At 71.9% G+C, this 20,219-nt stretch carries 20 protein-coding genes; 13 read left to right on the top strand and 7 right to left on the bottom strand.

From position 1 onward, the window contains the following. The first annotated feature begins 29 nt into the window (after nucleotides 1-29). Complete coding sequence (locus ABD798_RS06520) at nucleotides 30-557, top strand: MarR family winged helix-turn-helix transcriptional regulator (RefSeq protein ID WP_344871641.1); 528 nt, start codon at nucleotides 30-32, stop codon at nucleotides 555-557. Further along, nucleotides 557-2,242, top strand: coding sequence for an MDR family MFS transporter (locus ABD798_RS06515; protein ID WP_344871639.1), 1,686 nt, complete (start codon nucleotides 557-559; stop codon nucleotides 2,240-2,242). The genes ABD798_RS06520 and ABD798_RS06515 overlap by 1 nt, the downstream gene beginning before the upstream one ends. A 90-nt stretch (nucleotides 2,243-2,332) precedes the next feature. Here ABD798_RS06515 and ABD798_RS06510 read toward each other — a convergent pair whose 3' ends face one another. Next, nucleotides 2,333-2,848 (bottom strand): inorganic diphosphatase, encoded by a 516-nt coding sequence (locus tag ABD798_RS06510; protein ID WP_344871637.1) that lies wholly within the window; start codon nucleotides 2,846-2,848, stop codon nucleotides 2,333-2,335. Between the two features lie 296 nt (nucleotides 2,849-3,144). Between ABD798_RS06510 and dacB the strand changes: the two genes are divergently transcribed. From dacB to hpt, 4 genes are all read left to right on the top strand, one after another. Then, nucleotides 3,145-4,740 carry a D-alanyl-D-alanine carboxypeptidase/D-alanyl-D-alanine endopeptidase gene (gene dacB, locus ABD798_RS06505; RefSeq protein ID WP_344871635.1) on the top strand — a complete coding sequence of 532 codons (1,596 nt, stop codon included), beginning with the start codon at nucleotides 3,145-3,147 and terminating at the stop codon, nucleotides 4,738-4,740. 98 nt (nucleotides 4,741-4,838) lie between these two features. Beyond that, nucleotides 4,839-5,882, top strand: a complete 1,044-nt coding sequence (locus ABD798_RS06500) for a zinc-dependent metalloprotease (RefSeq protein ID WP_344872906.1) — start codon at nucleotides 4,839-4,841, stop codon at nucleotides 5,880-5,882. A 3-nt stretch (nucleotides 5,883-5,885) separates the two neighbouring features. Continuing rightward, nucleotides 5,886-6,872, top strand: coding sequence for a tRNA lysidine(34) synthetase TilS (tilS, locus tag ABD798_RS06495; protein ID WP_344871633.1), 987 nt, complete (start codon nucleotides 5,886-5,888; stop codon nucleotides 6,870-6,872). A gap of 19 nt (nucleotides 6,873-6,891) precedes the next feature. Next, entirely contained in the window at nucleotides 6,892-7,443 is a 552-nt protein-coding gene (gene hpt / locus ABD798_RS06490) for a hypoxanthine phosphoribosyltransferase (RefSeq protein WP_344871631.1), read from the top strand. Between the two features lie 4 nt (nucleotides 7,444-7,447). Here hpt and ABD798_RS06485 read toward each other — a convergent pair whose 3' ends face one another. Beyond that, nucleotides 7,448-9,106, bottom strand: coding sequence for a substrate-binding domain-containing protein (locus ABD798_RS06485; RefSeq protein WP_344871629.1), 1,659 nt, complete (start codon nucleotides 9,104-9,106; stop codon nucleotides 7,448-7,450). Between the two features lie 462 nt (nucleotides 9,107-9,568). Between ABD798_RS06485 and ftsH the strand changes: the two genes are divergently transcribed. The 5 genes from ftsH to folK all read left to right on the top strand — a co-directional run bounded on the left by ftsH (nucleotide 9,569) and on the right by folK (nucleotide 14,313). Next, complete coding sequence (ftsH, locus tag ABD798_RS06480; RefSeq protein WP_344871627.1) at nucleotides 9,569-11,881, top strand: ATP-dependent zinc metalloprotease FtsH; 2,313 nt, start codon at nucleotides 9,569-9,571, stop codon at nucleotides 11,879-11,881. After that, a complete protein-coding gene (folE, locus tag ABD798_RS06475; protein ID WP_344872904.1) occupies nucleotides 11,878-12,492 on the top strand; it encodes a GTP cyclohydrolase I FolE in 615 nt (204 codons plus the stop codon). The genes ftsH and folE overlap by 4 nt, the downstream gene beginning before the upstream one ends. Further along, on the top strand, nucleotides 12,492-13,340 hold the full coding sequence (gene folP / locus ABD798_RS06470; RefSeq protein WP_344871625.1) for a dihydropteroate synthase: 849 nt from the start codon (nucleotides 12,492-12,494) through the stop codon (nucleotides 13,338-13,340). The genes folE and folP overlap by 1 nt, the downstream gene beginning before the upstream one ends. After that, nucleotides 13,337-13,717: a dihydroneopterin aldolase gene (gene folB, locus ABD798_RS06465; protein WP_344871623.1), complete on the top strand. Its 381-nt coding sequence runs from the start codon at nucleotides 13,337-13,339 to the stop codon at nucleotides 13,715-13,717. Before folP ends, folB begins: the two co-directional genes overlap by 4 nt. A 110-nt stretch (nucleotides 13,718-13,827) precedes the next feature. Next, on the top strand, nucleotides 13,828-14,313 hold the full coding sequence (gene folK / locus ABD798_RS06460) for a 2-amino-4-hydroxy-6-hydroxymethyldihydropteridine diphosphokinase (protein WP_344871621.1): 486 nt from the start codon (nucleotides 13,828-13,830) through the stop codon (nucleotides 14,311-14,313). 174 nt (nucleotides 14,314-14,487) lie between these two features. Here the strand turns inward: folK and ABD798_RS06455 are convergent, their stop codons facing one another. The 3 genes from ABD798_RS06455 to ABD798_RS06445 are packed head-to-tail and all read right to left on the bottom strand — an operon-like array spanning nucleotide 14,488 to nucleotide 15,640. After that, a complete protein-coding gene (locus tag ABD798_RS06455; RefSeq protein ID WP_344871619.1) occupies nucleotides 14,488-14,853 on the bottom strand; it encodes a cupin domain-containing protein in 366 nt (121 codons plus the stop codon). After that, nucleotides 14,850-15,341, bottom strand: coding sequence for a YbaK/EbsC family protein (locus ABD798_RS06450; protein WP_344871617.1), 492 nt, complete (start codon nucleotides 15,339-15,341; stop codon nucleotides 14,850-14,852). The genes ABD798_RS06455 and ABD798_RS06450 overlap by 4 nt, the downstream gene beginning before the upstream one ends. After that, nucleotides 15,341-15,640 (bottom strand): ArsR/SmtB family transcription factor, encoded by a 300-nt coding sequence (locus tag ABD798_RS06445; protein ID WP_344871615.1) that lies wholly within the window; start codon nucleotides 15,638-15,640, stop codon nucleotides 15,341-15,343. Before ABD798_RS06445 ends, ABD798_RS06450 begins: the two co-directional genes overlap by 1 nt. Before the next feature lie 60 nt (nucleotides 15,641-15,700). Here ABD798_RS06445 and ABD798_RS06440 point away from each other — a divergent pair, with 60 nt between their 5' ends. Together ABD798_RS06440 and ABD798_RS06435 are read left to right on the top strand one after the other, a co-directional pair. Then, nucleotides 15,701-16,174, top strand: coding sequence for a DUF3180 domain-containing protein (locus tag ABD798_RS06440; RefSeq protein ID WP_344871613.1), 474 nt, complete (start codon nucleotides 15,701-15,703; stop codon nucleotides 16,172-16,174). 99 nt (nucleotides 16,175-16,273) lie between these two features. Continuing rightward, nucleotides 16,274-18,088, top strand: a complete 1,815-nt coding sequence (locus ABD798_RS06435) for a DUF6779 domain-containing protein (RefSeq protein ID WP_344871611.1) — start codon at nucleotides 16,274-16,276, stop codon at nucleotides 18,086-18,088. A gap of 7 nt (nucleotides 18,089-18,095) precedes the next feature. On the opposite strand, the gene ABD798_RS06430 is transcribed toward ABD798_RS06435, so the two are convergent. Further along, a complete protein-coding gene (locus ABD798_RS06430; protein ID WP_344871609.1) occupies nucleotides 18,096-19,232 on the bottom strand; it encodes an NADH-quinone oxidoreductase subunit D in 1,137 nt (378 codons plus the stop codon). Further along, on the bottom strand, nucleotides 19,229-20,167 hold the full coding sequence (locus ABD798_RS06425; protein WP_344871607.1) for an SAM-dependent methyltransferase: 939 nt from the start codon (nucleotides 20,165-20,167) through the stop codon (nucleotides 19,229-19,231). Before ABD798_RS06425 ends, ABD798_RS06430 begins: the two co-directional genes overlap by 4 nt. Between the last annotated feature and the right edge of the window lie 52 nt (nucleotides 20,168-20,219).

Below are 20,219 nucleotides of genomic sequence, written 5' to 3'. Positions count from 1 at the left end.
GTTGGCTGATGCAATCAAGCGAGGCAAGCGTGACTCCTTCCGCGACCGACACGGCGGCGCCCACCGAGGCCGACCTGGCGATCGCCGACGAGCTCGGGATGGCACTGGTCCGGCTGAACCGGGTCCAGGCGTGCATCGCCGGTCACGCCTCCAGGAACGGTGGGCTGGACAAGTCCTCCTTCATCCTGCTGGCCACCCTCGTCGGACAGGGGCCGACCCGGTCGAGCGCGCTCGCCGAGGCCGTGCACTCCGACCCGTCCACCATCAGCCGGCAGGTCGCGCAACTCGTCAAGGACGGCCTCGTGGAACGCAGGGCCGACCCGGTCGATGGGCGGGCAACTTTGCTCGCGGCCACCGACACGGGCCTTGAGCTGCTTAAACTGCACCGCCACCGCCGCAATGGGGCCATTGCCGGGATGGTGGCGGACTGGGCGGCCGAGGACCGTCGGCTGTTCGTGGAGCTGCTCTCGCGCTTCGCGGGCGACTACGAGGACTACATGCCTATCGCTATCGCCGAGTTCAACCGCCAGGGAAGCTCGGAAGAGGGGAACCACTGATGTCCGACTCCGCAACGCGCGCCGCCGCGGCGCCCGCGGACTCCGACGGAGGACTGAGCCATCGGCAGGTCCTCGTCGTGCTCTCCGGGCTCCTGCTCGGCATGCTGCTCGCAGCGCTGGACCAGACCATCGTCTCGGCCGCGATGCGCACCATCGCCGACCAGCTGCACGGTCAGACCATCCAGGCGTGGGCGACCACCGCGTACCTGATCACCGCCACCATCTCCACGCCGATCTACGGCAAGCTCTCCGACATCTACGGCCGCCGCCCGATGTACCTCGCGGCGATCTCGATCTTCCTGATCGGCTCCGCGCTCTGCGGCATCTCGTCCAACATGTACGAGCTGGCGGGGGCCCGCGCCGTGCAGGGACTGGGCGCCGGTGGCCTGATGTCGCTGGCCTTCGCGATCCTGGCGGACATCGTCCCGCCCAGGGAGCGCAGCCGGTACCAGGGCTACTTCATGGCCGTCTTCGGCACCTCCAGCGTGCTCGGCCCGGTCGCGGGCGGCTTCTTCGCAGGCCTCAACGACTTCGTCGGCATCGACGGCTGGCGCTGGGTCTTCCTGATCAACCTGCCGGTCGGCATCATCGCGCTGGTCGTGGTGAGCCGCGTGCTCAACATCCCGCACAAGCGGGTCGACCACCGCGTGGACTACCTCGGCGCGGCGATGCTGTCCCTCGGCCTCGTGCCGCTGCTCGTGGTCGCCGAACAGGGCCGCGAGTGGGGCTGGACCTCGTTCACCTCGCTGAGCCTGATCGCGCTGTCGGTCATCGGCATCGTGCTGTTCATCTTCGCCGAGCGGCGCGCGGGCGACGAGGCGCTGCTGCCGCTGCGGCTGTTCCGCAGCTCGGTGTTCAGCGTCGGCAACGCGCTCAACTTCATCGTCGGTGTCGGCATGTTCGGCGGTCTGCTCTCGCTGCCGCTGTACCTGCAGATCGTCAAGGGCGCCTCGCCGACCGAAGCCGGTCTGCTGATGCTGCCGCTGACCTTCGGGATCATGGTCGCCTCCGGTGTCAGCGGCTCGATGACCGCGCGGACCGGGCGCTACAAGGTGTTCCCGATCATCGGCATCGCGGCGATGATCGTGGCGATGCTGGTCTGGAGCAACATCGGCGTCGACACCCCGCTGTGGCTGACCTCCGCGGTGATGGTGCTGATGGGCGCGGGCCTCGGCCTCTGCATGCAGACCCTGGTCCTGGCGGTGCAGAACGACGTGCCGCCGTCGGACATGGGCGTCGCGACCGCGTCGGCGACCTTCTTCCGGCAGATGGGCGGCACCATCGGCGCCGCGGCCTTCCTGTCCGTGCTCTTCGGCGTCGTCGGCGACCGGATCGCCGACTCCTTCCGGACGGCGGCGGGCTCGGTGGACTTCCGCGCCGCGCTCAGCGACCCGACCGTGCTGGCCAACCCGGCCAACCGGCCGGTGCTGGACATGATGCAGAACGGTGCGGCGGGCGGCGGTCCCTCGCTCGATGACACCACCTTCCTCAACCACCTCGACCCGAGGCTGGCCCGTCCGTTCCTGGAGGGCTTCTCCAGCGCCATGGACACGGTGTTCCTCGTCGGCGGCCTGGTCATGGTCGGCGCCTTCATCCTGATCTGGTTCCTCAAGGAGAAGCCGCTGTCCACGCAGTCCGGCATGCAGGCACGGGCCGCCGAGGCCCGCGCGGCCGCCGCGCACTGACGCACTGACCGGCAGTTCCCACCACAGCGAAGGGCGCCCCCGGAAGTTCCGGAGGCGCCCTTCGTGCGTTCAGGCTCAGTGCCCGTTCGCTCAGTGGCCTTCGCCGTGCGGGCCTTCCTCGGCCAGCCGCTCCAGCTCGCGGTCGTAGGACCGCTTGATCTCGGCCTCGGCCTCGGTGCGGCCGACCCAGGTCGCGCCCTCGACGCTCTTGCCCGGCTCCAGGTCCTTGTAGACCTCGAAGAAGTGCTGGATCTCCAGGCGGTAGAACTCGCTCAGGTGGTGGATGTCGCGCAGGTGCTCGGTGCGCGGGTCGTCCGCCGGGACGCAGAGGACCTTGTCGTCCCCGCCCTTCTCGTCGGTCATCCGGAACATGCCGATCGCGCGGGCGCGGATCAGGCAACCCGGGAAGGTCGGCTCCTGGACGAGCACGAGCGCGTCGAGCGGGTCCCCGTCCTCGCCCAGTGTGTTGTCCACGAAGCCGTAGTCGGCCGGGTACTGGGTGGCCGTGAACAGGGTGCGGTCAAGACGGATGCGACCGGTCTTGTGGTCCACCTCGTACTTGTTCCGGTTGCCCTTGGGGATCTCGATCGTGACGTCGAACTCCACGCGCTTCCTCGCTCGCCTTTGTTCTGTGCAGTGACTGCTGTGTTCGACCGAGGGCGGTGCCGCACGGCCATGTCAAGACACGTCTAGTGTGAACCAAGAGTCGCACCGAACCCGCATCCGAGTGGGGCGTCCACTGTGTGACATTGCTTGTGTTCACCGCTTGTGTTCACACACGACACCGCACGGGAGGCCGGGTGTCCGACGCTGGACAGCCACGGGGTGGGGACGCGCCGGAGGAGCCGACGCGGAAGCTCCAGCAACCACAGGGACCTGGCCTCGACCAGGCAACCGTTCGCATGCAGAGGCCGCACGCGCAGCCGATGCGCGTCGGTCCGGTCCCGCCCGGCAAGCCCCAGCCCCAGGTGTTCCCGGTCGGTCCCACGGTGCCCTCGCGCAAGCCCGAGGAGGCCGCTCCGGCAGCCCCTCCGCCCGAGCCGCCCGTGACCGAAGACACAGCGGACGCTGCCGAGTCCGAGTCCCCGACGCCGAAGAAGAAGCGCCGCGTCGGGCTGGTGCTCACCGCGCTCGTCGTGGTGGCCGGACTCGGCGTCGGCGGAGCGCTCTACGGGCCGCAGGCGCTGCGCGCGGTCGGACTCGGCGGCATGGTCGCCGACCCCACCGCCGCCCCGGCTCCGCCCGTCCAGGTCCGCGCCGCTCTGCGCCCGCTCGGCGCGCAGGGGCCGAGCCCCACCAAGCAGGGCGTCTCGTCCGCGCTCGCCGGGCCGTCCGGTGCGTCGGTGCTGGGCACCCTCGGCGGCACTGTCGTCGATCCGGCCAGCGGTGACGTGCTGTGGGACAAGTCCGCGGGCACCGCGATGACGCCCGCCTCCACCGCCAAGATCATCACGTCGGCGGCGGCGCTGCTCGCGCTCGACCCGCAGGCGACGCTGACCACCAAGGTCGTCGAGGGACCGGAGCCCGGCACGATCGTGCTGGTCGGCGGCGGCGACCCGACGATCTCCGGTGGTGCCAAGGGGTTCTACCCGGGCGCGGCGAAGCTGGACGACCTGGTCGCGAAGGTCAAGGCGGCCACCAACGGCCAGCAGGTCCGCAAGGTCCTCGTCGACACCAGCGCCTACAGCGGCGACACCAAGGGGCCCGGTTGGCAGGGCCCGGACATGGACGGCCAGGGCGATGACTACGCCGCGCCGATGGAGCCCGTGATGCTCGACGGCGGGCGGCTCGTCATCACCAACGGCGACTCCGCGCGGACCACCACCCCGGCGCGCTCGGCGGCGGGCAAGCTCGCCGAGCGGCTCGGCGTCTCCGGCGGCGCGAGCCCCGGCACGGCCGCGCCCACCGCCCGCGTGCTCGCCGAAGTGCAGTCGCCGCCGATCCGCCAGCTCGTCGAGACACTGCTGCTGACCTCGGACAACGTCCTCGCCGAGGCCATGGCCAGGCAGGTCGCCAAGGCCGCCGGTGGCGAGGTGTCCTTCGCGGGCGGGGCCAAGGCCGTGCACGACGTGCTGTCCCGCAACGGCTTCGACCTCGCCGGGAGCACCCTCGTCGACGGCAGCGGCCTCTCCACGCAGAACAAGATCACTCCGAAGCTGCTCGGCTCCGTGCTCGCCGCGGCGGCAGCCCCGTCCACCGGCCCGACCGCCGAGCGGACCGCCAAGCTGCGCGCGCTGCTGACCGGCCTGCCGGTCGCGGGGGGCAGCGGCACGCTCGCCGAGCGCTACGCCTCGGGCTCGGCGACCGCGGGCAAGGGCTGGGTGCGGGCCAAGACCGGCACGCTGAACGGGATCAACAGCCTCGCCGGGCTCGTCACGGACTCGGACGGGAAGTTGCTGGTCTTCGCTTTCCTGGGCAACGGGACCGGGGCCAACGCCGACGCGCGCGCCGCGCTGGACGTGCTGGCCTCCGCCCTGCGCTCCTGCGGCTGCCGCTGATCGAACTCGTGATCGCGGACGGCCCGGTTGGCTGATGCCCGGGTGGGGTGGCCACAGGTAGCGTCGGTGGGGTGAACGCCGGATCGGCCGCTCCCGACATGCCGCCGGTCGAGGGCCAGGGGCCCATCGACTGGGGGATCGCCGCTGCCACCGCTCAGCGCTTCATGAGCGCGGGGCCGGTGATCCCGAAGGAGGAGGCCGGTGACGCGGTCCGCCGGATGCGCGAGCAGACCGTCGAGGCGGAGCGGCACGTCCGCGACCTGACGGGGCTCGGCCACGGCCTGCCCGTGTTGCCGGGCGATGTGGTCGACAGGGCGGGCTGGGTGCGCGCCGCGACGGCGGGGCTGGCCGCGCTCACCGATCACGCCTTGCCGAGGAACAGCCCCGGCCTGCGCGGCAACGTGCTCGCGCGCACGGCCGGAGTGCAGGCGGGCATGGTCCTCGCCTACCTCGGCGGACGGGTGCTCGGCCAGTACGACCCGTTCGGCGGGGACGGCCCGGGTGGCAGGCTGCTCGTGGTGGCGCCGAACGTCGTGGCGACGCAGCGGGCGCTGCGCGTGCCCGAGGACGACTTCGCGCTGTGGGTGTGCCTGCACGAGTCCACCCACCGGCTCCAGTTCACCGCCGTCCCGTGGCTGCGCGAGTACTTCGCGTCCCAGGTCGGCGAGCTGTTGTCGATCATGGACGAGTCCACGGCGACGGTGCTGACGCGCATGGCCGAAGCGCTGAAGACCGCGCGCTCGGAGAAGGACAACAAGGACAGCGTCGGGCTGCTCGAACTGCTCCAGAGCCCCGAGCAGCGCGTGGTGCTCGACCGGCTTCTCGCGCTGTCCACGCTGCTCGAAGGGCATGCAGAGCACGTGATGGACGCGGTCGGGCCCGCCGTCGTGCCGAGCGTCGGCACGATCCGCGCGCGCTTCAGCGTGCGTCGCGGTCCGCGCGGCAACGTGGACCGGCTGCTGCGCGCGCTGCTCGGCGTGGACGCGAAGGTCAGGCAGTACGCGCAGGGCTCGGCCTTCGTCGACCACGTCGTCGGAGCCGTCGGCATGGAGCGCTTCAACACCGTGTGGACCTCGCCGGAGACGCTGCCGACGCGCGCGGAGATCGGCGACCCGGCGCGCTGGCTGAACCGGAACGCCTGACCCGTGGGCGGACCCGATCCGGCGGTAGCCGCAGTGCGCTTCGCTGTGCGCCGCCTGCTCGACGCCGTCCAGCCGCGCGAGCACGTCGCGGTCGCGTGCTCCGGCGGCACGGACTCGCTGGCGCTCGCCGCGGCCACCGCGCACGTCGCGCAGCGCCGGGGCGTCGTGGTGCACGGCTTCGTCGTCGACCACGGTCTCCAGGCCGACTCCGCCGAGGTTGCGGCCAAGGCAGCCGCTCAGCTCTCCGCTCTGGGCATCGTGGCCCGCGTGCTCCCCGTGCGCGTGGAAGGGCCCGGCGGACCGGAGGCGGCGGCTCGGCGGGCCCGCTACGCGGCGCTGCTCGACGCGCGGCCGGACCCGGACTGCGTCGTGCTGCTCGGACACACCCTCGATGACCAGGCCGAAACGGTTCTGCTCGGCCTGGGGCGGGGCTCCGGAGCGAGGTCGATCGCCGGGATGCGCGCGCTGGACCCGCCCTGGGGCCGACCGCTGCTCGGAGTGCGCCGGGGCACCACGCGGGCCGCGTGCGCGGCGCTCGGGCTCGACCCGTGGGAGGACCCGCACAACCTCGACCCGGCGTTCACCAGGGTCCGGCTCCGCCGCGAGGCGTTGCCGCTGCTGGAGAACGTGTTGCACGGTGGCGTCGCCGAGGCGCTCGCCCGCACGGCGGCGCAGGTGCGCGAGGACGGCGAGGCGCTGGACGAGCTGGCCGCCGCGTTGCTGCTGCGCGCGGAGGACGGCCGCGAGCTTGAGGTCTCCGAGCTGGCGCAGGCCCACGCGGCCGTCCGGCGGCGCGCGCTGAGGGCCTGGCTGCTGGCGGGCGGAGTGACCGAAGTCACCGACGCGCACCTGCGCTCCGTCGACGCGCTGGTGGGCAAGTGGCGTGGTCAGGGCGGTGTGGCGCTGCCCGGTGGGTTGGTCGCCGAGCGCGCGCATGGCAGGCTTCACCTCGACCTGGGCGGCTCCGGCTCGGAGCGGCTGAACCCGTAGCTAGCAGGGGAGTCCGGCCTTGTACGACGGCGACATCGCGTCCGTCCTCGTGACCGAGCAGCAGATCAAGGACAAGATCGCTGAGCTGGCGAAGCAGGTGGCCGACGACCACCCCGAGGGCAAGGGTTCCGACCTGCTGCTCATCGGCGTGCTCAAGGGCGCGGTGATGTTCATGACCGACTTCGCCCGCGCGCTGCCCGTGCCGGTGCAGCTGGAGTTCATGGCCGTCAGCTCCTACGGCTCGGCCACGTCCTCCTCCGGTGTCGTGCGCATCCTCAAGGACCTCGACCGCGACATCACCGGCCGCGACGTGCTGATCGTCGAGGACATCATCGACTCCGGCCTGACGCTGTCCTGGCTGCTGAAGAACCTCCAGTCGCGCGGGCCCGCCTCGCTGGAGGTCTGCTCCCTGCTGCGCAAGCCGGACGCGGTGCAGGTGGACGTGCCGGTGAAGTACGTCGGCTTCGACATCCCCAACGAGTTCGTCGTCGGCTACGGCCTCGACTACGCCGAGCGCTACCGCGACCTGCCCTACATCGGCACGCTCGACCCCAAGGTCTACTCGAACTGAAGCGTCAGCAGTTCGGGCGGCAGCGGCGCTGGATGACGGCGTCCACCAGCACGCCCCGGACGTCACCGGCCTCGCGCGCCGCGTAGGCCTTGCCGCCCGTTGCCGTCCCGATCTGCTGCAACGCCTCCATGTCCACCTCCGGGCCGAGCCCGATCAGGATGATCGGCACCGGCTGCGCGGGGTTCGCCTCCGCGCGCAGGGTTTGCAACAGCCCGGACAGGTCCAGCCCCTGCTGGTCCTCGTTGCGCCCGTCGGTGATCAGCACCACCGAGTTGACCTTGGTGGGGTCGTGGTCGGCGCGCACGGTCCGCCACGCTGCCAGCGCCGTGTCGTAGAGCCCGGTCGCGCCCCTTGTCCGGCCGGTCAGGCTCGCCGCGGCGGCCTTCAGCGCGTCCCTGCGGGTACCGCCGTCCATCCGCTCCATCAGCGGCCCGAGCCCGACCAGCTGCGTCCAGTCCTGGCTGCCGGAGTGGTTCGTCGAGAAGATCCACAGGCCCAGCTGGGTGGAGTCCGGGAGCACGCCGAGCGCGGTCAGCGCGGCGTCCCTGGCCAGCTCCATCCTGGTCTGCCCGTTGCCCGCCCTGGCCTGCATGGACCCGGACACGTCGATCACCGCGAGCATCCGCGCGTCCAGCGTCGCCGCGCTGAAGGTGCGCAGGACCTCGGCCGCCTGGTCCGGGGTCGGCGTCGGCACCAGCTTCGCGGCCGCGCCGCGCACGCCGTCGCGCTCCGCCCAGCCCGCCGCCGCGGCGCCCTGCGGATCGCGGAACCCCGCGTCGCCGAAGCGCTTCGCGGCGGCCGGCGCGCGAAGGGCCTCCTCGACCAGGTCCAACGCCTTCTCCAAGCCCTCGGGCTCGCCCCGTGAGCGCACGCGGACCAGCGGGTGGTCCATGGACAACGTGCCCTCTTCCGCGTAGCGGACGGAGACCCGGTTCGCCGCTGCGGCGTTGTGGGCGATCACCGACTGCTCGGTGGTGCTGAAGGCGGGTGCGGTCAGCGGGTCCTGCTCGACCTTGGCGAAGGCGTCGCGCATGGACGGCAGGGCGTTGCGGCCGACCTTCATCAGCGTCTCGACCAGCTCCGGCCGGGGCGTCCCGTCGTTGTTGCCGAGCAGCGAGCGGATCAGCATCAGCGTGGCCAGGCCCTCGGTGGCGCTGGTCGGATCGCCGATCACCGCGGGCACCCCGCCCTGGATGAGCTTGCGCCAGCCGGTGGACTCGCCCAGCTTCTCCACCATCGGCAGGCTGGCGGCGACCACCAGCGGGGAGCTGGCCAGCGAACCCCGGATGTCCAGCTCGGGAACGGGCCCGCTGGCGCTGCTCGCCTGCTGGAGCACGCGCGCGGGCCACAGCCCGGAGTCGGGCACCCACAGGTTCGGCGTGCGGGTGCCGCCGGGGAGCACGTTGACCAGCTCGGTGGCCACGGCGGAGGCCGCCTTCACCGACACCTTCACGTGCACGCAGCGGCCGTCGACGGCAGGCCTGGTGGCCTGAAGTTCCTCGACCACGGCGCGCAGCGGGCGTTCCGCGTTCGCCGTGACCGCGAGGTTGACCGGCAGCTCACCCGTGCAGGTGCCGCCCCAGCCCCGCAGCGCCACGACGGTGGTCGCCGCTGCCGCCGCGACGCCGAGCAGGGCCCCGAGGGGCAGGGCGACGCGCTTCATCCGACTGCTGGGACGGGGCAAGTGGTGTCTGCCAGGCATGGTCCTGTGGCTTTCCAACGGGGGAGGGGTTTCGGCCGTGAGTCATTTGCACGAGCAATCGGGGCTGTGCGCGCACGGAGACTGCCACGCTCACTCGTCGGAGTGAAGCATCTTCGCCTTTGCTCACTCGGAAAGGCCAATAACGATTGCGCCACGTGACCAGGGCGAACCCGCCGGGTGGGGGCGTGTCCGGTGTCACCGCGCCACCGCGGGAACCCTCCGCCGCCCCCGCCCGTTGCCTGGGGAGACCGGTTCGCCAGGGTCGTCCCGCGCCGTGCTTCGGAGCGGGACTCGGCTCGGGCGGTACGCTGGTCGGACGACGGTCGCCGGACGAAAGCCGGACACTCCGTGTGCCCCACTCGGCGGCCCGTCACCCGACATGCAAGTCAGGGAGGGGCGAGGCCGCCCGACGGCCGCAAGTTGATGGACCGCAAGCGCCTGCTTCGGAACCCGCTGATCTGGATTCTCGCGGCGTTCCTGCTGTTCTACGCCTTCAGCGTGCTGCTGGACGACACCCGCGGCTACGAGGAGGTGCCCACCTCCCGCGCCCTGGAACAGCTCAACAACGGCAACGTCAAGAGCGCGATCCTCCAGGACAAGGAACAGCGGCTCAAACTCGATCTGAACAACCCGGTCGACGGCAACAAGACCCGGCTGATCACGCAGTTCCCGCGCGGCGGGGACACGATGCTGGTCCAGGCCCTGACCAACGCCAAGAACATGTCCGGCGGCTGGAAGACCGAGGTCACCCAGGAGTCGCTGCTGGTGACGGCGCTGCTCTACCTGATACCGGTCGGCCTCGTCCTCGTCCTGCTGATGTGGATGATGAACAACTCGCAGGGCGGTGGCAGCCGGGTCTTGAACTTCGGCAAGTCCAAGGCCAAGCAGTTGTCCAAGGACATGCCGAAGACCACCTTCGCCGACGTGGCCGGGGCCAACGAGGCGGTGGAGGAGCTCTACGAGATCAAGGACTTCCTCCAGAACCCCGGCCGCTACCAGGCGCTCGGCGCCAAGATCCCCAAGGGCGTCCTGCTCTACGGACCGCCGGGAACCGGAAAGACGCTGCTCGCGAGGGCCGTCGCCGGTGAGGCTGGAGTGCCGTTCTACTCGATCTCCGGCTCGGACTTCGTCGAGATGTTCGTCGGTGTCGGCGCCTCCCGGGTGCGCGACCTGTTCGAGCAGGCGAAGCAGAACGCCCCGTGCATCATCTTCGTCGACGAGATCGACGCGGTCGGCCGCCACCGCGGCGCCGGCCTCGGCGGTGGGCACGACGAGCGCGAGCAGACCCTCAACCAGCTGCTGGTCGAGATGGACGGCTTCGACTCGCGCGGCGGGATCATCCTGATCGCCGCGACCAACCGGCCGGACATCCTGGACCCGGCGCTGCTGCGCCCCGGTCGCTTCGACCGGCAGATCCCCGTCGCCGCGCCCGACCTCTCCGGTCGCAAGGCGATCCTGCGGGTACACTCCAAGGGCAAGCCGCTCGGCCCGGACGCCGATCTGGACTCGCTGGCCAAGCGCACCGTCGGGTTCTCCGGCGCCGACCTGGCCAACGTGATCAACGAGGCCGCGCTGCTCACCGCGCGGCACAACGGCCAGCTCATCACGGCCGAGGCGCTGGAGGAGTCGGTCGACCGCGTCGTCGGCGGCCCGGCCCGCAAGAGCAGGCTCATCTCCGAGAAGGAGAAGAAGGTCGCGGCCTACCACGAGGCGGGCCACGCGCTCGCGGCGTGGGCCATGCCCGACCTGGAGCCGGTCTACAAGGTCACGATCATGCCGCGCGGTCGCACCGGCGGGCACGCGCTGGTGGTGCCCGAGGACGACAAGGAGCTGATGACCCGCTCCGAGATGATCGCCAGGCTGGTGTTCGCGATGGGCGGTCGCTCGGCGGAGGAGCTGATCTTCCACGAGCCCACCACCGGCGCCTCCAGCGACATCGAGCAGGCCACCAAGATCGCCCGCGCGATGGTCACCGAGTACGGCATGAGCGCCAAGCTCGGCGCCGTGAAGTACGGGACCAACCAGGGCGAGCCGTTCCTCGGCAGGCAGATGGGCCACCAGCCGGACTACTCGCTGGAGGTCGCGCACGAGATCGACGAGGAGGTGCGCAAGCTCATCGAGGTCGCGCACACCGAGGCGTGGGAGATCCTGTCCCAGTACCGCGACGTCCTCGACTCGCTCGTCGTCGAACTGCTCGACCGGGAGACGTTGCAGCGCAAGGACCTGGAGCGCGTCTTCGCCACGGTGGAGAAGCGGCCGAGGATCACCGCGTTCAACGACTTCGGTGGGCGCACGCCCTCGGACAAGCCGCCCATCAAGACCAAGGGCGAGCTGGCCATCGAGCGCGGCGAGCCCTGGCCCCCGGTCGTCGAGGAGCCCGAGCCCACCCCGGTCGGCACCGCCCCCGGCGGCAACGACCTGCCAGGCGGCCCGCCGCACGGCAGCGGGGAGACGCCCGGCCCGAACGGCAGTGGTCCGCAGCAGCCGCACCCGCCCGCGTGGCAGGCGCAGCAGAACGCCGACCCGGCCGCTCCCGCCCAGCCGCACGCGGCCGGACCGCCCTACTACGGGGCGCCTCCCGGCTGGACCCCGGCGACCGCCCCCGGCGGCCCGTCGGCGGCGTGGAGCGGGCAGCAACAGCCGAGCACCGAGCGCCCGGCGGAGCAGCAGCAGCCGGAGACGCAGAAAGAGGTGCAGCGCTCGATCGACGCCGACCCCCAGGACGGCAAGCGCTGAACGGCAACGACACCGACGGCACACCCGGCCTCGGCGGGCACCTGGTCTTCGACCGGGAGCGCGCCGAGGCCGCTGTCCGCGAGCTGCTCGCCGCGGTGGGGGAGGACCCCACACGCGAGGGGCTGCGGGACACCCCGGCCCGGGTCGCGCGGGCCTACGAGGAACTGTTCGCCGGGCTGCGCACGGACCCGGACGAGGTGCTCGACAAGACCTTCGACGAGAGCCACGAGGAGCTCGTCCTGGTCACCGACATCCCGATGTACTCCACCTGCGAGCACCACCTGCTGCCCTTCCACGGCGTGGCCCACGTCGGCTACATCCCGAACGCGCAGGGGCAGGTGACCGGGCTGTCCAAGCTCGCGCGGCTGGTCGACCTGTACGCGCGGCGCCCGCAGGTGCAGGAGCGGCTGACCTCGCAGGTCGCCGACGCGCTCGTGCGCAAGCTCCGCCCCCGCGGAGTGATCGTGGTGATGCAGGCGGAACATCTCTGCATGGGCATGAGAGGCATCAAGAAGGCAGGGGCGCTGACCACGACCTCCGCCGTGCGCGGGCTGATGCGCGACTCCGCGTCGACAAGGGCCGAGGCCATCGCGCTGATCAAGGCCCGGTGATGGGCCACCCCGCCCTGCCCAGCACCGGCCGGTGCGCCGTGATGGGCATCCTCAACGTCACGCCCGATTCGTTCTCCGACGGCGGGCGCTACCTCGACCACGACGACGCGGTCGCGCACGGCATCGAGATGTTCCACCGCGGCGCCGACCTGATCGACGTCGGCGGTGAGTCCACCCGGCCGGGCGCGCAGCGCGTCGCTCCCGCCGTCGAGGCCGCCCGCGTGGTCCCGGTGATCCGCGACCTCACCGCGCACGGCGTGCGGACCAGTGTGGACACCATGCGCGGTGAAGTCGCCGTCGCGGCGCTGGAGGCCGGTGCCACCGTGGTCAACGACGTCTCCGGCGGCTTGGCCGACGAGCGGATGGCGCACGTGGTGGCCGAGGCCGGCTGCCCGTGGATCCTGATGCACTGGCGCGGTCACAGCACCGAGATGGACCTGCTCGCCAGCTACACCGACGTCGTGTCCGACGTGGGCGCCGAGCTGACCGCGCGGGTCGAGGTGGCCATCGCCGCCGGGGTCGCCGAGGACGCGATCGTGCTCGATCCCGGGCTCGGGTTCGCCAAGAGCCGCAGGCAGGACTGGGAACTGCTGCGCAGGCTGGACGAGCTGGTGAAGCTGGGCTTCCCGCTGCTCGTCGGAGCCTCGCGCAAGCGGTTCCTCGGCGCGCTGCTCGCCGACGCCGACGGGACGCCGCGCCCGCCCGACGGCAGGGAGTTCGCCACCGCCGCGATCACCGCGCTGGCGGCCTCCTCGGGCGCGTGGGGCGTGCGGGTGCACGATGTCGCTGGGTCGCTGGACGCCGTGGCTGTGGCGACCGCGTGGGCGCGAGGCTGGGAGGACCGATGACGGACCGGATCACGTTGACGGGGCTGCGGGTGCGCGGCCACCACGGCGTCTTCGACCACGAGAAGCGCGACGGTCAGGACTTCGTCGTCGACATCACCGTCTGGATCGACCTCGCCCGCGCCGCCGAGACCGACGACCTCCGGCACACGCTCCACTACGGCGTCCTCGCCGAGCGCGCCGCGGAGATCGTCGGCGGCAAGCCCTACGACCTCATCGAGACCGTCGCCGGCCGCGTCGCCGACGACGTGATGATGGACGAGCGCGCGCACGCCGCCGAGGTGACGATCCACAAGCCCAACGCGCCGATCCCGTTGGAGTTCACCGATGTCGCCGTGACCGTTCGGCGTTCTCGCCGGAAGGGACGCGCGGCCGAGTGAGCACCGCCGACGTGCTCTTCCCAGCGGAGGCGGCATGAGTACCGCCGACGTACTTCTCCCAGCGGAGGCGGCATGAGCACCGCCGACGTACTTCTCCCCGCGGAGGCGGCATGAGCAGGGCTGTGCTGTCGCTCGGTTCGAACATGGGGGACCGATTGGGTTTCCTCCAAGCAGCTGTCGACGGGTTCCGCCCCGAGCTCGTCGCGGTGTCGTCGGTCTACGAGACGGCTCCGTGGGGCGGTGTCGAGCAGGAGGACTTCCTCAACGCCGTGCTCGTCGTCGAGGCCCCGGACGCCGACGAGTGGTACTGGCTGCGCCGCGGTCAGGACCTGGAGGAGCAGGCCGGTCGGGAGCGCCTCGTGCGGTGGGGGCCGCGGGTGCTCGACGTGGACGTGGTCGCCGTCGACGGCATCGCCTCCGACCACCCCGACCTCCTGCTGCCACACCCCGGAACGCCCGACCGCGCCACCGTGCTGCTGCCGTGGCTCGACGTCGAGCCCGACGCCGTGCTGCCCGGCCACGGCTCCGTGCGCGACCTCCTGGCCCGCCTCTCCACCGACGGCGTCCACCGCAGAACCGACCTGGCCCTCACCTAGCCGCCAGTGCGCCGCAAGTGGTCGAACAGAGGAGTCCGGCCACGGTGTGTCGCCGGGGTTGGGGTGTCTTCAAGACCAGCAAACCCCTCTGTTGATCATCGCTAACCGCCGCAAACCCTGCGGTCTCGCGGGGTTTGCTGTCGTTGAAGACGCCCAAACCCTGGCCGTGCCGGGTCAGTCGCCGGTGGGAATGACGGTGCCGGGCTCGACCATGAGGACGGTGGTGCGGGTCGGGGCGACGGGGCGGTGCATGACGTTCTTGGGGACTGTGAAGGCCTGGCCGGGGCCGAGTTCGGCGTCCGGGTGGCCCTCGACCTCGATGATCAGCTTGCCTTCGACGACGTAGAAGAACTCGTCCTCGTTGTCGTGCTTGTGCCAGTGGAACTCGCCTTCGAGCACGCCGAGCCGGACGACGGAGTCGTTGACGGTGCACAGCGTCTGGTTGTGCCACTGCTCGGTGACGGCGGCGGCGAGGAGGCCGACGTCGATGCGCTCAAGGTGGGCGAAGCGCGCTTCGGTGGTGATGGAGTACTCGGTCACGGGGTGCTCCCTGCGGCGGCGGTGGCGATGCGTTCGACCCTGGGGCGGGTGATCGCGACGTAGTCGTTGGTGGACAAGGCGATCGAGCGGTCCAGGCGAGCGGCGTTGAAGTACAGCTCCTCCTGCTCGACCAGCGCGGGGTCGACGATGAGTTCGAGGTCGGGGTGCCAGGTGAAGGGCAGGATCGTGCCGCTGGCGCTGCCCGCGAGGGCCTCGGCGACCTCCTGCGACGCGAACGCGGCGTAGCTGCCGCCGAGCAGGTCTCTGAGCCCGGCGAGGTCGACCCTGCGGTCACCGGGCACCACGGCGAGCACGTGGCGCCTGGTCCTCTTGCCGATCTTGACCATCACGACGACGCACTTCGCGGCCTGGGCGAGGGCGTTGCCGCGCAGTTCGCTGACGAGGTCGGTGCGGCCCTCGGGTGCGTGGTCGAGCACGCGGTAGCGGGCGCCCTCACTGTCGAGGAGGTCGATGAGCTTCTCGTACATCACAGGTCCTTCAAGGCTTCGCGGACTTCCTCGATGCGCTCCTCGTTGCGCCGGTAGAAGACCCACTGCTTGATCCGCGTGCCGATGACGAGGTCGGCGGCGGCCAGGACCTTGAGGTGCTCGCCCGCGCTCGGCTGGCTCATGCCGAGCTTCTCGGCGATGTAGAGCGCGCACACGCCGTCGCGCTCCAGGTCCCCGTCCACCTGGGGCGGGAAGTGCCGCGTCGGGTCCTTGAGCCAGTCCAGGATCTGCATCCGCCGCTCGTTGGCCAGCGCCTTCAACACGTCGATCGTTGTCACTTAGGCAGTTTGCTTATTAGCTAATTGTCTTGTCAAGGGCGGAGGCGTCAGGATGGGAGTGTGAGATTCACCAGGCCACGGGATCTGGCCGTCGCGGCGGTGGTGGCGGCGTTGCTGGCCCACCTGCTGCTGATCGCCGGGTACAACTCGCTGCCCCGCCTGCCCGCGTTCATCGGGCTGACCTTCCTGGTGCTCGGCGGCGTCGAGGCGTGGTTCGGGTTCAGCCTCCGCTCGCGCATCCAGCGCAAGCCGGGAACGGTGCCGGTCGAGGCGCTCGTCGCGGCCCGCGCCGTGGCGCTGTCGAAGGCGTCCTCGCTGGCAGGGGCCATCATGGCCGGGGTGTGGGGTGCCGTGCTGCTCTACGTGGCACCGCGCTTCGCCGATCTTGAAGCGGCGGCGGGGGACACGCTCGCGGCGGTCGTCGGACTGGTCAGCTCGGCGGTGTTGGTCGGGGGCGCGCTCTGGCTGGAGCACTGCTGCCGGACCCCCGAGGACCCGGACGAATCGGACAAGATCACCAGGCTTCGGCGCTGAGCAGAAAATCTGATGTGGATCACAACGTGCCTGCACCGAGACGGGAATGAGCCCGCGGAGGAGGTCTCGGTCGGATAACCGCCAGGTACCGTAGAGCGTATGACCGGCCGCAGCGACTCGTCCGAGCGCAGCACTGGCCGTGGCATGGGCTTGGCGTTGGTCGTGGCAGTGCTGTCCTTCGCCGTGGTCGCCGCGGCCGTGTTGGTGTTCAGCGACTCGTCCCGTTGGCTGCGCCTGGCCGTGGTCGCCGCGCTCTGGGCGGCCCTGCTCGCCGCCTTCGCCGCGGCCCGCTACCGCAACCAGGCCGTGGAGCGCGAGGAGCGCGAGGAGGAGCTGCAGCGGGTCTACGAGCTGGAGCTGGAGCGCGAGTGCGCCGCCCGCCGCGAGTACGAGCTGGAGGTCGAGGCCGACACCCGGCGCCAGCTGGAGGACGAGTCCCGCAACGAGCTGGACGACCTCCGCAGTGAGCTGCGCACGCTGCGCGAGAACCTGGAGGCGCTGCTGGGCGGCGAGGTCCTGGTGGAGCGGGTGGCGCTGCGCGCGGAGGCGACGCGGATGCGCGCGCTGGACCAGGCCCGCCTTGTGGCCATCGCGGACAGCCGCGAGAGCCGGATCATCACGACCACCGAGGAGCACCGCCGCAAGCTCGCGCCCGCCCAGGCGCAGGTGCGGCAGCAGCCGGTGCGCGCGGACGCGGCGCACACGCAGGTGATGGCCAAGGACAGCGCTCGCCGCGTCGAGTCCGGTCGTCCGCAGCCCGTGCGCAATGAGCCGTCCCGCCCGCAGCGCCCGCAGCCCGCTCAGCGTCCTGAGCCGACCCGGTCCATGCCGCAACGGCGCGACCACCAGATGCAGCCCGCTGCGGCGATGCCCGAGGTCGTTGAGGCGTGGCCCGTCACGCGTCCCCAGCAGCCCGCCGTCGCGCCGCCGGTCACCGCGCCGCCGGTCACCGCGGCGGAGACCACCGAGGTGCACGAGCGCACGCCCGCTCAGCCGCCGCAGCGCCCACGTGACTCCGGTCGGATGGCCGCGCCCGCTCAGCCGCCGCAGGGGTCACGTGACTCCGGCCGCATGGCCGCGCCCGCCCCGGCACCAACACCAGCGCCGACGCCTGCACCCGCGCCCGCCCCGGCACCGGCGCCAGCTCCAGCTGTGGCGCCGACCCCGCCCGCCAAGCCGCAACGCCCGGAACCGCAGGTTGTCACCCGCCCGCCGGTGCGTGAGCCGCAGGTCGTCAACCGTGCGCCGGAGCGCGCTCCTGAGCCCAAGCCCGAACCGCGTCGTCCGGAGCCCGAGGCCCGCCGCCCCGCACCGCTCCCGGAGCCCGAGCCCGAGGTGCGCGAGACGGAACCCGTGCGCAGGTCCGAGCCGCCGCGCCGTCCGGAGCCCGAAGTCCGTCGTGCCGAGCCCGAGGCTTCGGCGCTGTCCTCGCTCGCGGAGCCGTTCTCCCTGCCCGAGCCCGAGCCGGAACCCGCGCCTGTGCCTGAACCCGAGCCTGAGCCGTACGTCGAGCCCGTGCGCTCCAGCGGCCGCAGGCACCGGGGTGACTCCGAGCCGAGCTGGATGGACAAGCTCGCCGAGTCCCAGCGCGAGGCCCCCAAGCCGACCCCGACCCCGCCGCCTCCGCCGCCGAAGGTCGACGTGAACGCGGAGTGGGCCACGCAGGACGACCCGCCGCCGCGCCGGGACACCTCGTCGTCGACCGGACGCCGCCGTCGCCCCGAGGGGGTCGCTCCGTCCTGGGACTCCACCGGAGCCTGGAACCCGGAACTGTCCGACGCCGCGCCAGCCAAGCCGCCCGTGCCCGCCGCAGGCAACCACTCCTCAGGAGCGGGGCTCTCCGTCAGCGACCTGCTGGCGGCCAACGGCGTGAACGACTCCCCGCGCCGACGCCGCCGCCGCGCCGACGACTAACCAGGGCTCACTTGTCGATGTCGCCCACGACGAGGGCGAAGGAGCCGAGCACGGCGGGCAGGTCGGCCACTCGTGTTCCGGGCAGCAGGGATGCCAGGGCTTGGACGTTGTTGAAGGACGGCGTGCGCAGCTTCAGGCGCCACGGGGTCTTCTCGCCGCGCGAGGCCAGGTAGACGCCGCTGACGCCCAACGGCGCTTCGAGCCAGGTGTAGACCGAGCCCTCGGGAGCCTTGACCGCCTTGGGCAGGCGCACGTTCACGGGGCCGCCGGGTAGGCGGTCGAGGCATTCGCGGGCCAGGCGGACGGACTGCGCGATCTCGCCCGCCATGCACTCGACGCGGGCCAAGGCGTCGCCGGTGGTGCCGAGCACGGGCTCGACGGTGAGTTCGCCGTAGGCGCAGGTCGGGTCGTCGCGGCGGAGGTCGATGTCCACGCCGCTCGCCCTCGCGGCCGGGCCGGTGACGCCCAGTTCGAGCACGTCGTCTCCGGAGAGCACGCCGATTCCCGTGTAGCGGGCGCGAAAACCAGGATCGTCCACAGTGGACTGACGGATGACTCCGAGGTCCACAGTGGACAGAGCGGCGGCGACGTTGGCGGTCCAGCCTGCGGGCACGTCCTCGCGGAGGCCGCCGATTCTCGTTGCCATGAAATGGATTCGCCCGCCGGTCGCCTCCTCCATGACCGACTGGACGGCGTGCATGCCCTGCTGCGCGGCGGTGGTGCCCGCCGTCGACGAGCCGTCCGGGGTGCGGGTGAGCGGGGCCAGGAACGCGAGGTGCGCGAGCATGCGGTTCAGCTCGCACAACAGGCTGCGCAGCCACAAAGCCCTTGGGGGCACGTCCATTCCGGTCATCCGCTCCACCGCGAGGGCGAGCGTGACCTCGTTGCAGAACGCGGCGAGCCAGTCGTGGCGGTTGGCCAGCGCGAGGGCCTGGCGGTAGTCGCGGACCTCGAAGAGCTTCTCCGCGCCCCGGTGCAGGTGGCCGACCAGGGGCTCCGCCTCGGTCACGACCGTGTCCTCCAGGCGCAGCCGCAGCCGGTACGCGCCGTGCGCCGCCGGGTGCAGCGGGCCGAGGTCGATCACCCGGTCGACTCCGAGGTAGGCCGCGCCCGCGCCCACCCCGATCGTTTCCTGCCTGCTCACGGGAGCATGCTTCCATGCAGCAGCCAGTGGAATCCGCCTAACCCCATCGGGTCGGTCAGCTCGGCGATCCGGCCTGCTCGGGCGGCTTCGTCGAGCCAGCGCAGGGGATCGGTCGCGGCGAGCCCGGACGCGGGCGCGGAAGCGGAGATGCCGAGGGCCGCGAGCGCGGTGGCCTGCGAAGTGATCACGCCACCTCCGGCCGCCGCCGCGCACGAGTCCATCGCGACGTGCGCGGTCAGGTCGCGGCTGCCGTCCGGGATCGGCGGAACTTGGCGGCCGCCCAGATAGCCGGTCAGCGTGCCGAAGCGGGGCCGCCGCGACCGGAGGTGCCCGTAGTCGACGGCCAGCGCCGCTCCCGCGCGCACGCGCCCGACCGCGTCGGCCCAGGCCTCGTCCCTCGGCAGGCCGACCTCGGCTCGCTCCGCAAGAGGCCACCACCGGTGCAGCCACTCCAGCGCCGGGCCGGTGACGGGCGGGCCGAGGGACTCGGTGCCGTGGTCGTCGACGTGCATGGCGCTGGTCTGTCCACTGTGGACTTCGACGACCTGGCACGGGATCGAGTCCAGCCACTCGTGGCCGACGAGCAACCCCACGACCTGTTCGGGGAGGTCGCGGCGCACGCGCACCCCGGTGGGCACGGCGGGCGGGGCGAACTCCACGGCCGTCACGCACAGGCGCCGACGGAGTGCGGGCGGGGCGAGGTCGTGCACGGCGGCGGACAGCTCGCCACCACCCGCGCCGACGTCCACGAAGTCCAGCGAGCCGGGGCGGCCGAGCGCGAAGTCCACCCGGGAGAGCAGTTCGAGCAGCGCCTGCGCCAGCTCCGGGCCGACCAGCGGCGAGGTCCTGAAGTGCGCGGACGGGCGCTCGCCCCGGGCGAAGAAGCCGTCGGGGGAGTACAGCGCCGCCTGCCACGCCTGCCGCCAGTCCCGCACGGAACGGGGACCCTACCGAGCCGTCCGGGCGGGACCGGCACGTCCGTTCCGA

The organism is Allokutzneria multivorans (genome assembly GCF_039537405.1).
Classification (GTDB): domain Bacteria; phylum Actinomycetota; class Actinomycetes; order Mycobacteriales; family Pseudonocardiaceae; genus Allokutzneria; species Allokutzneria multivorans.
Note: the sequence above shows the minus strand (reverse complement) of the source record. Positions and strands in the feature narration are given on the sequence as shown.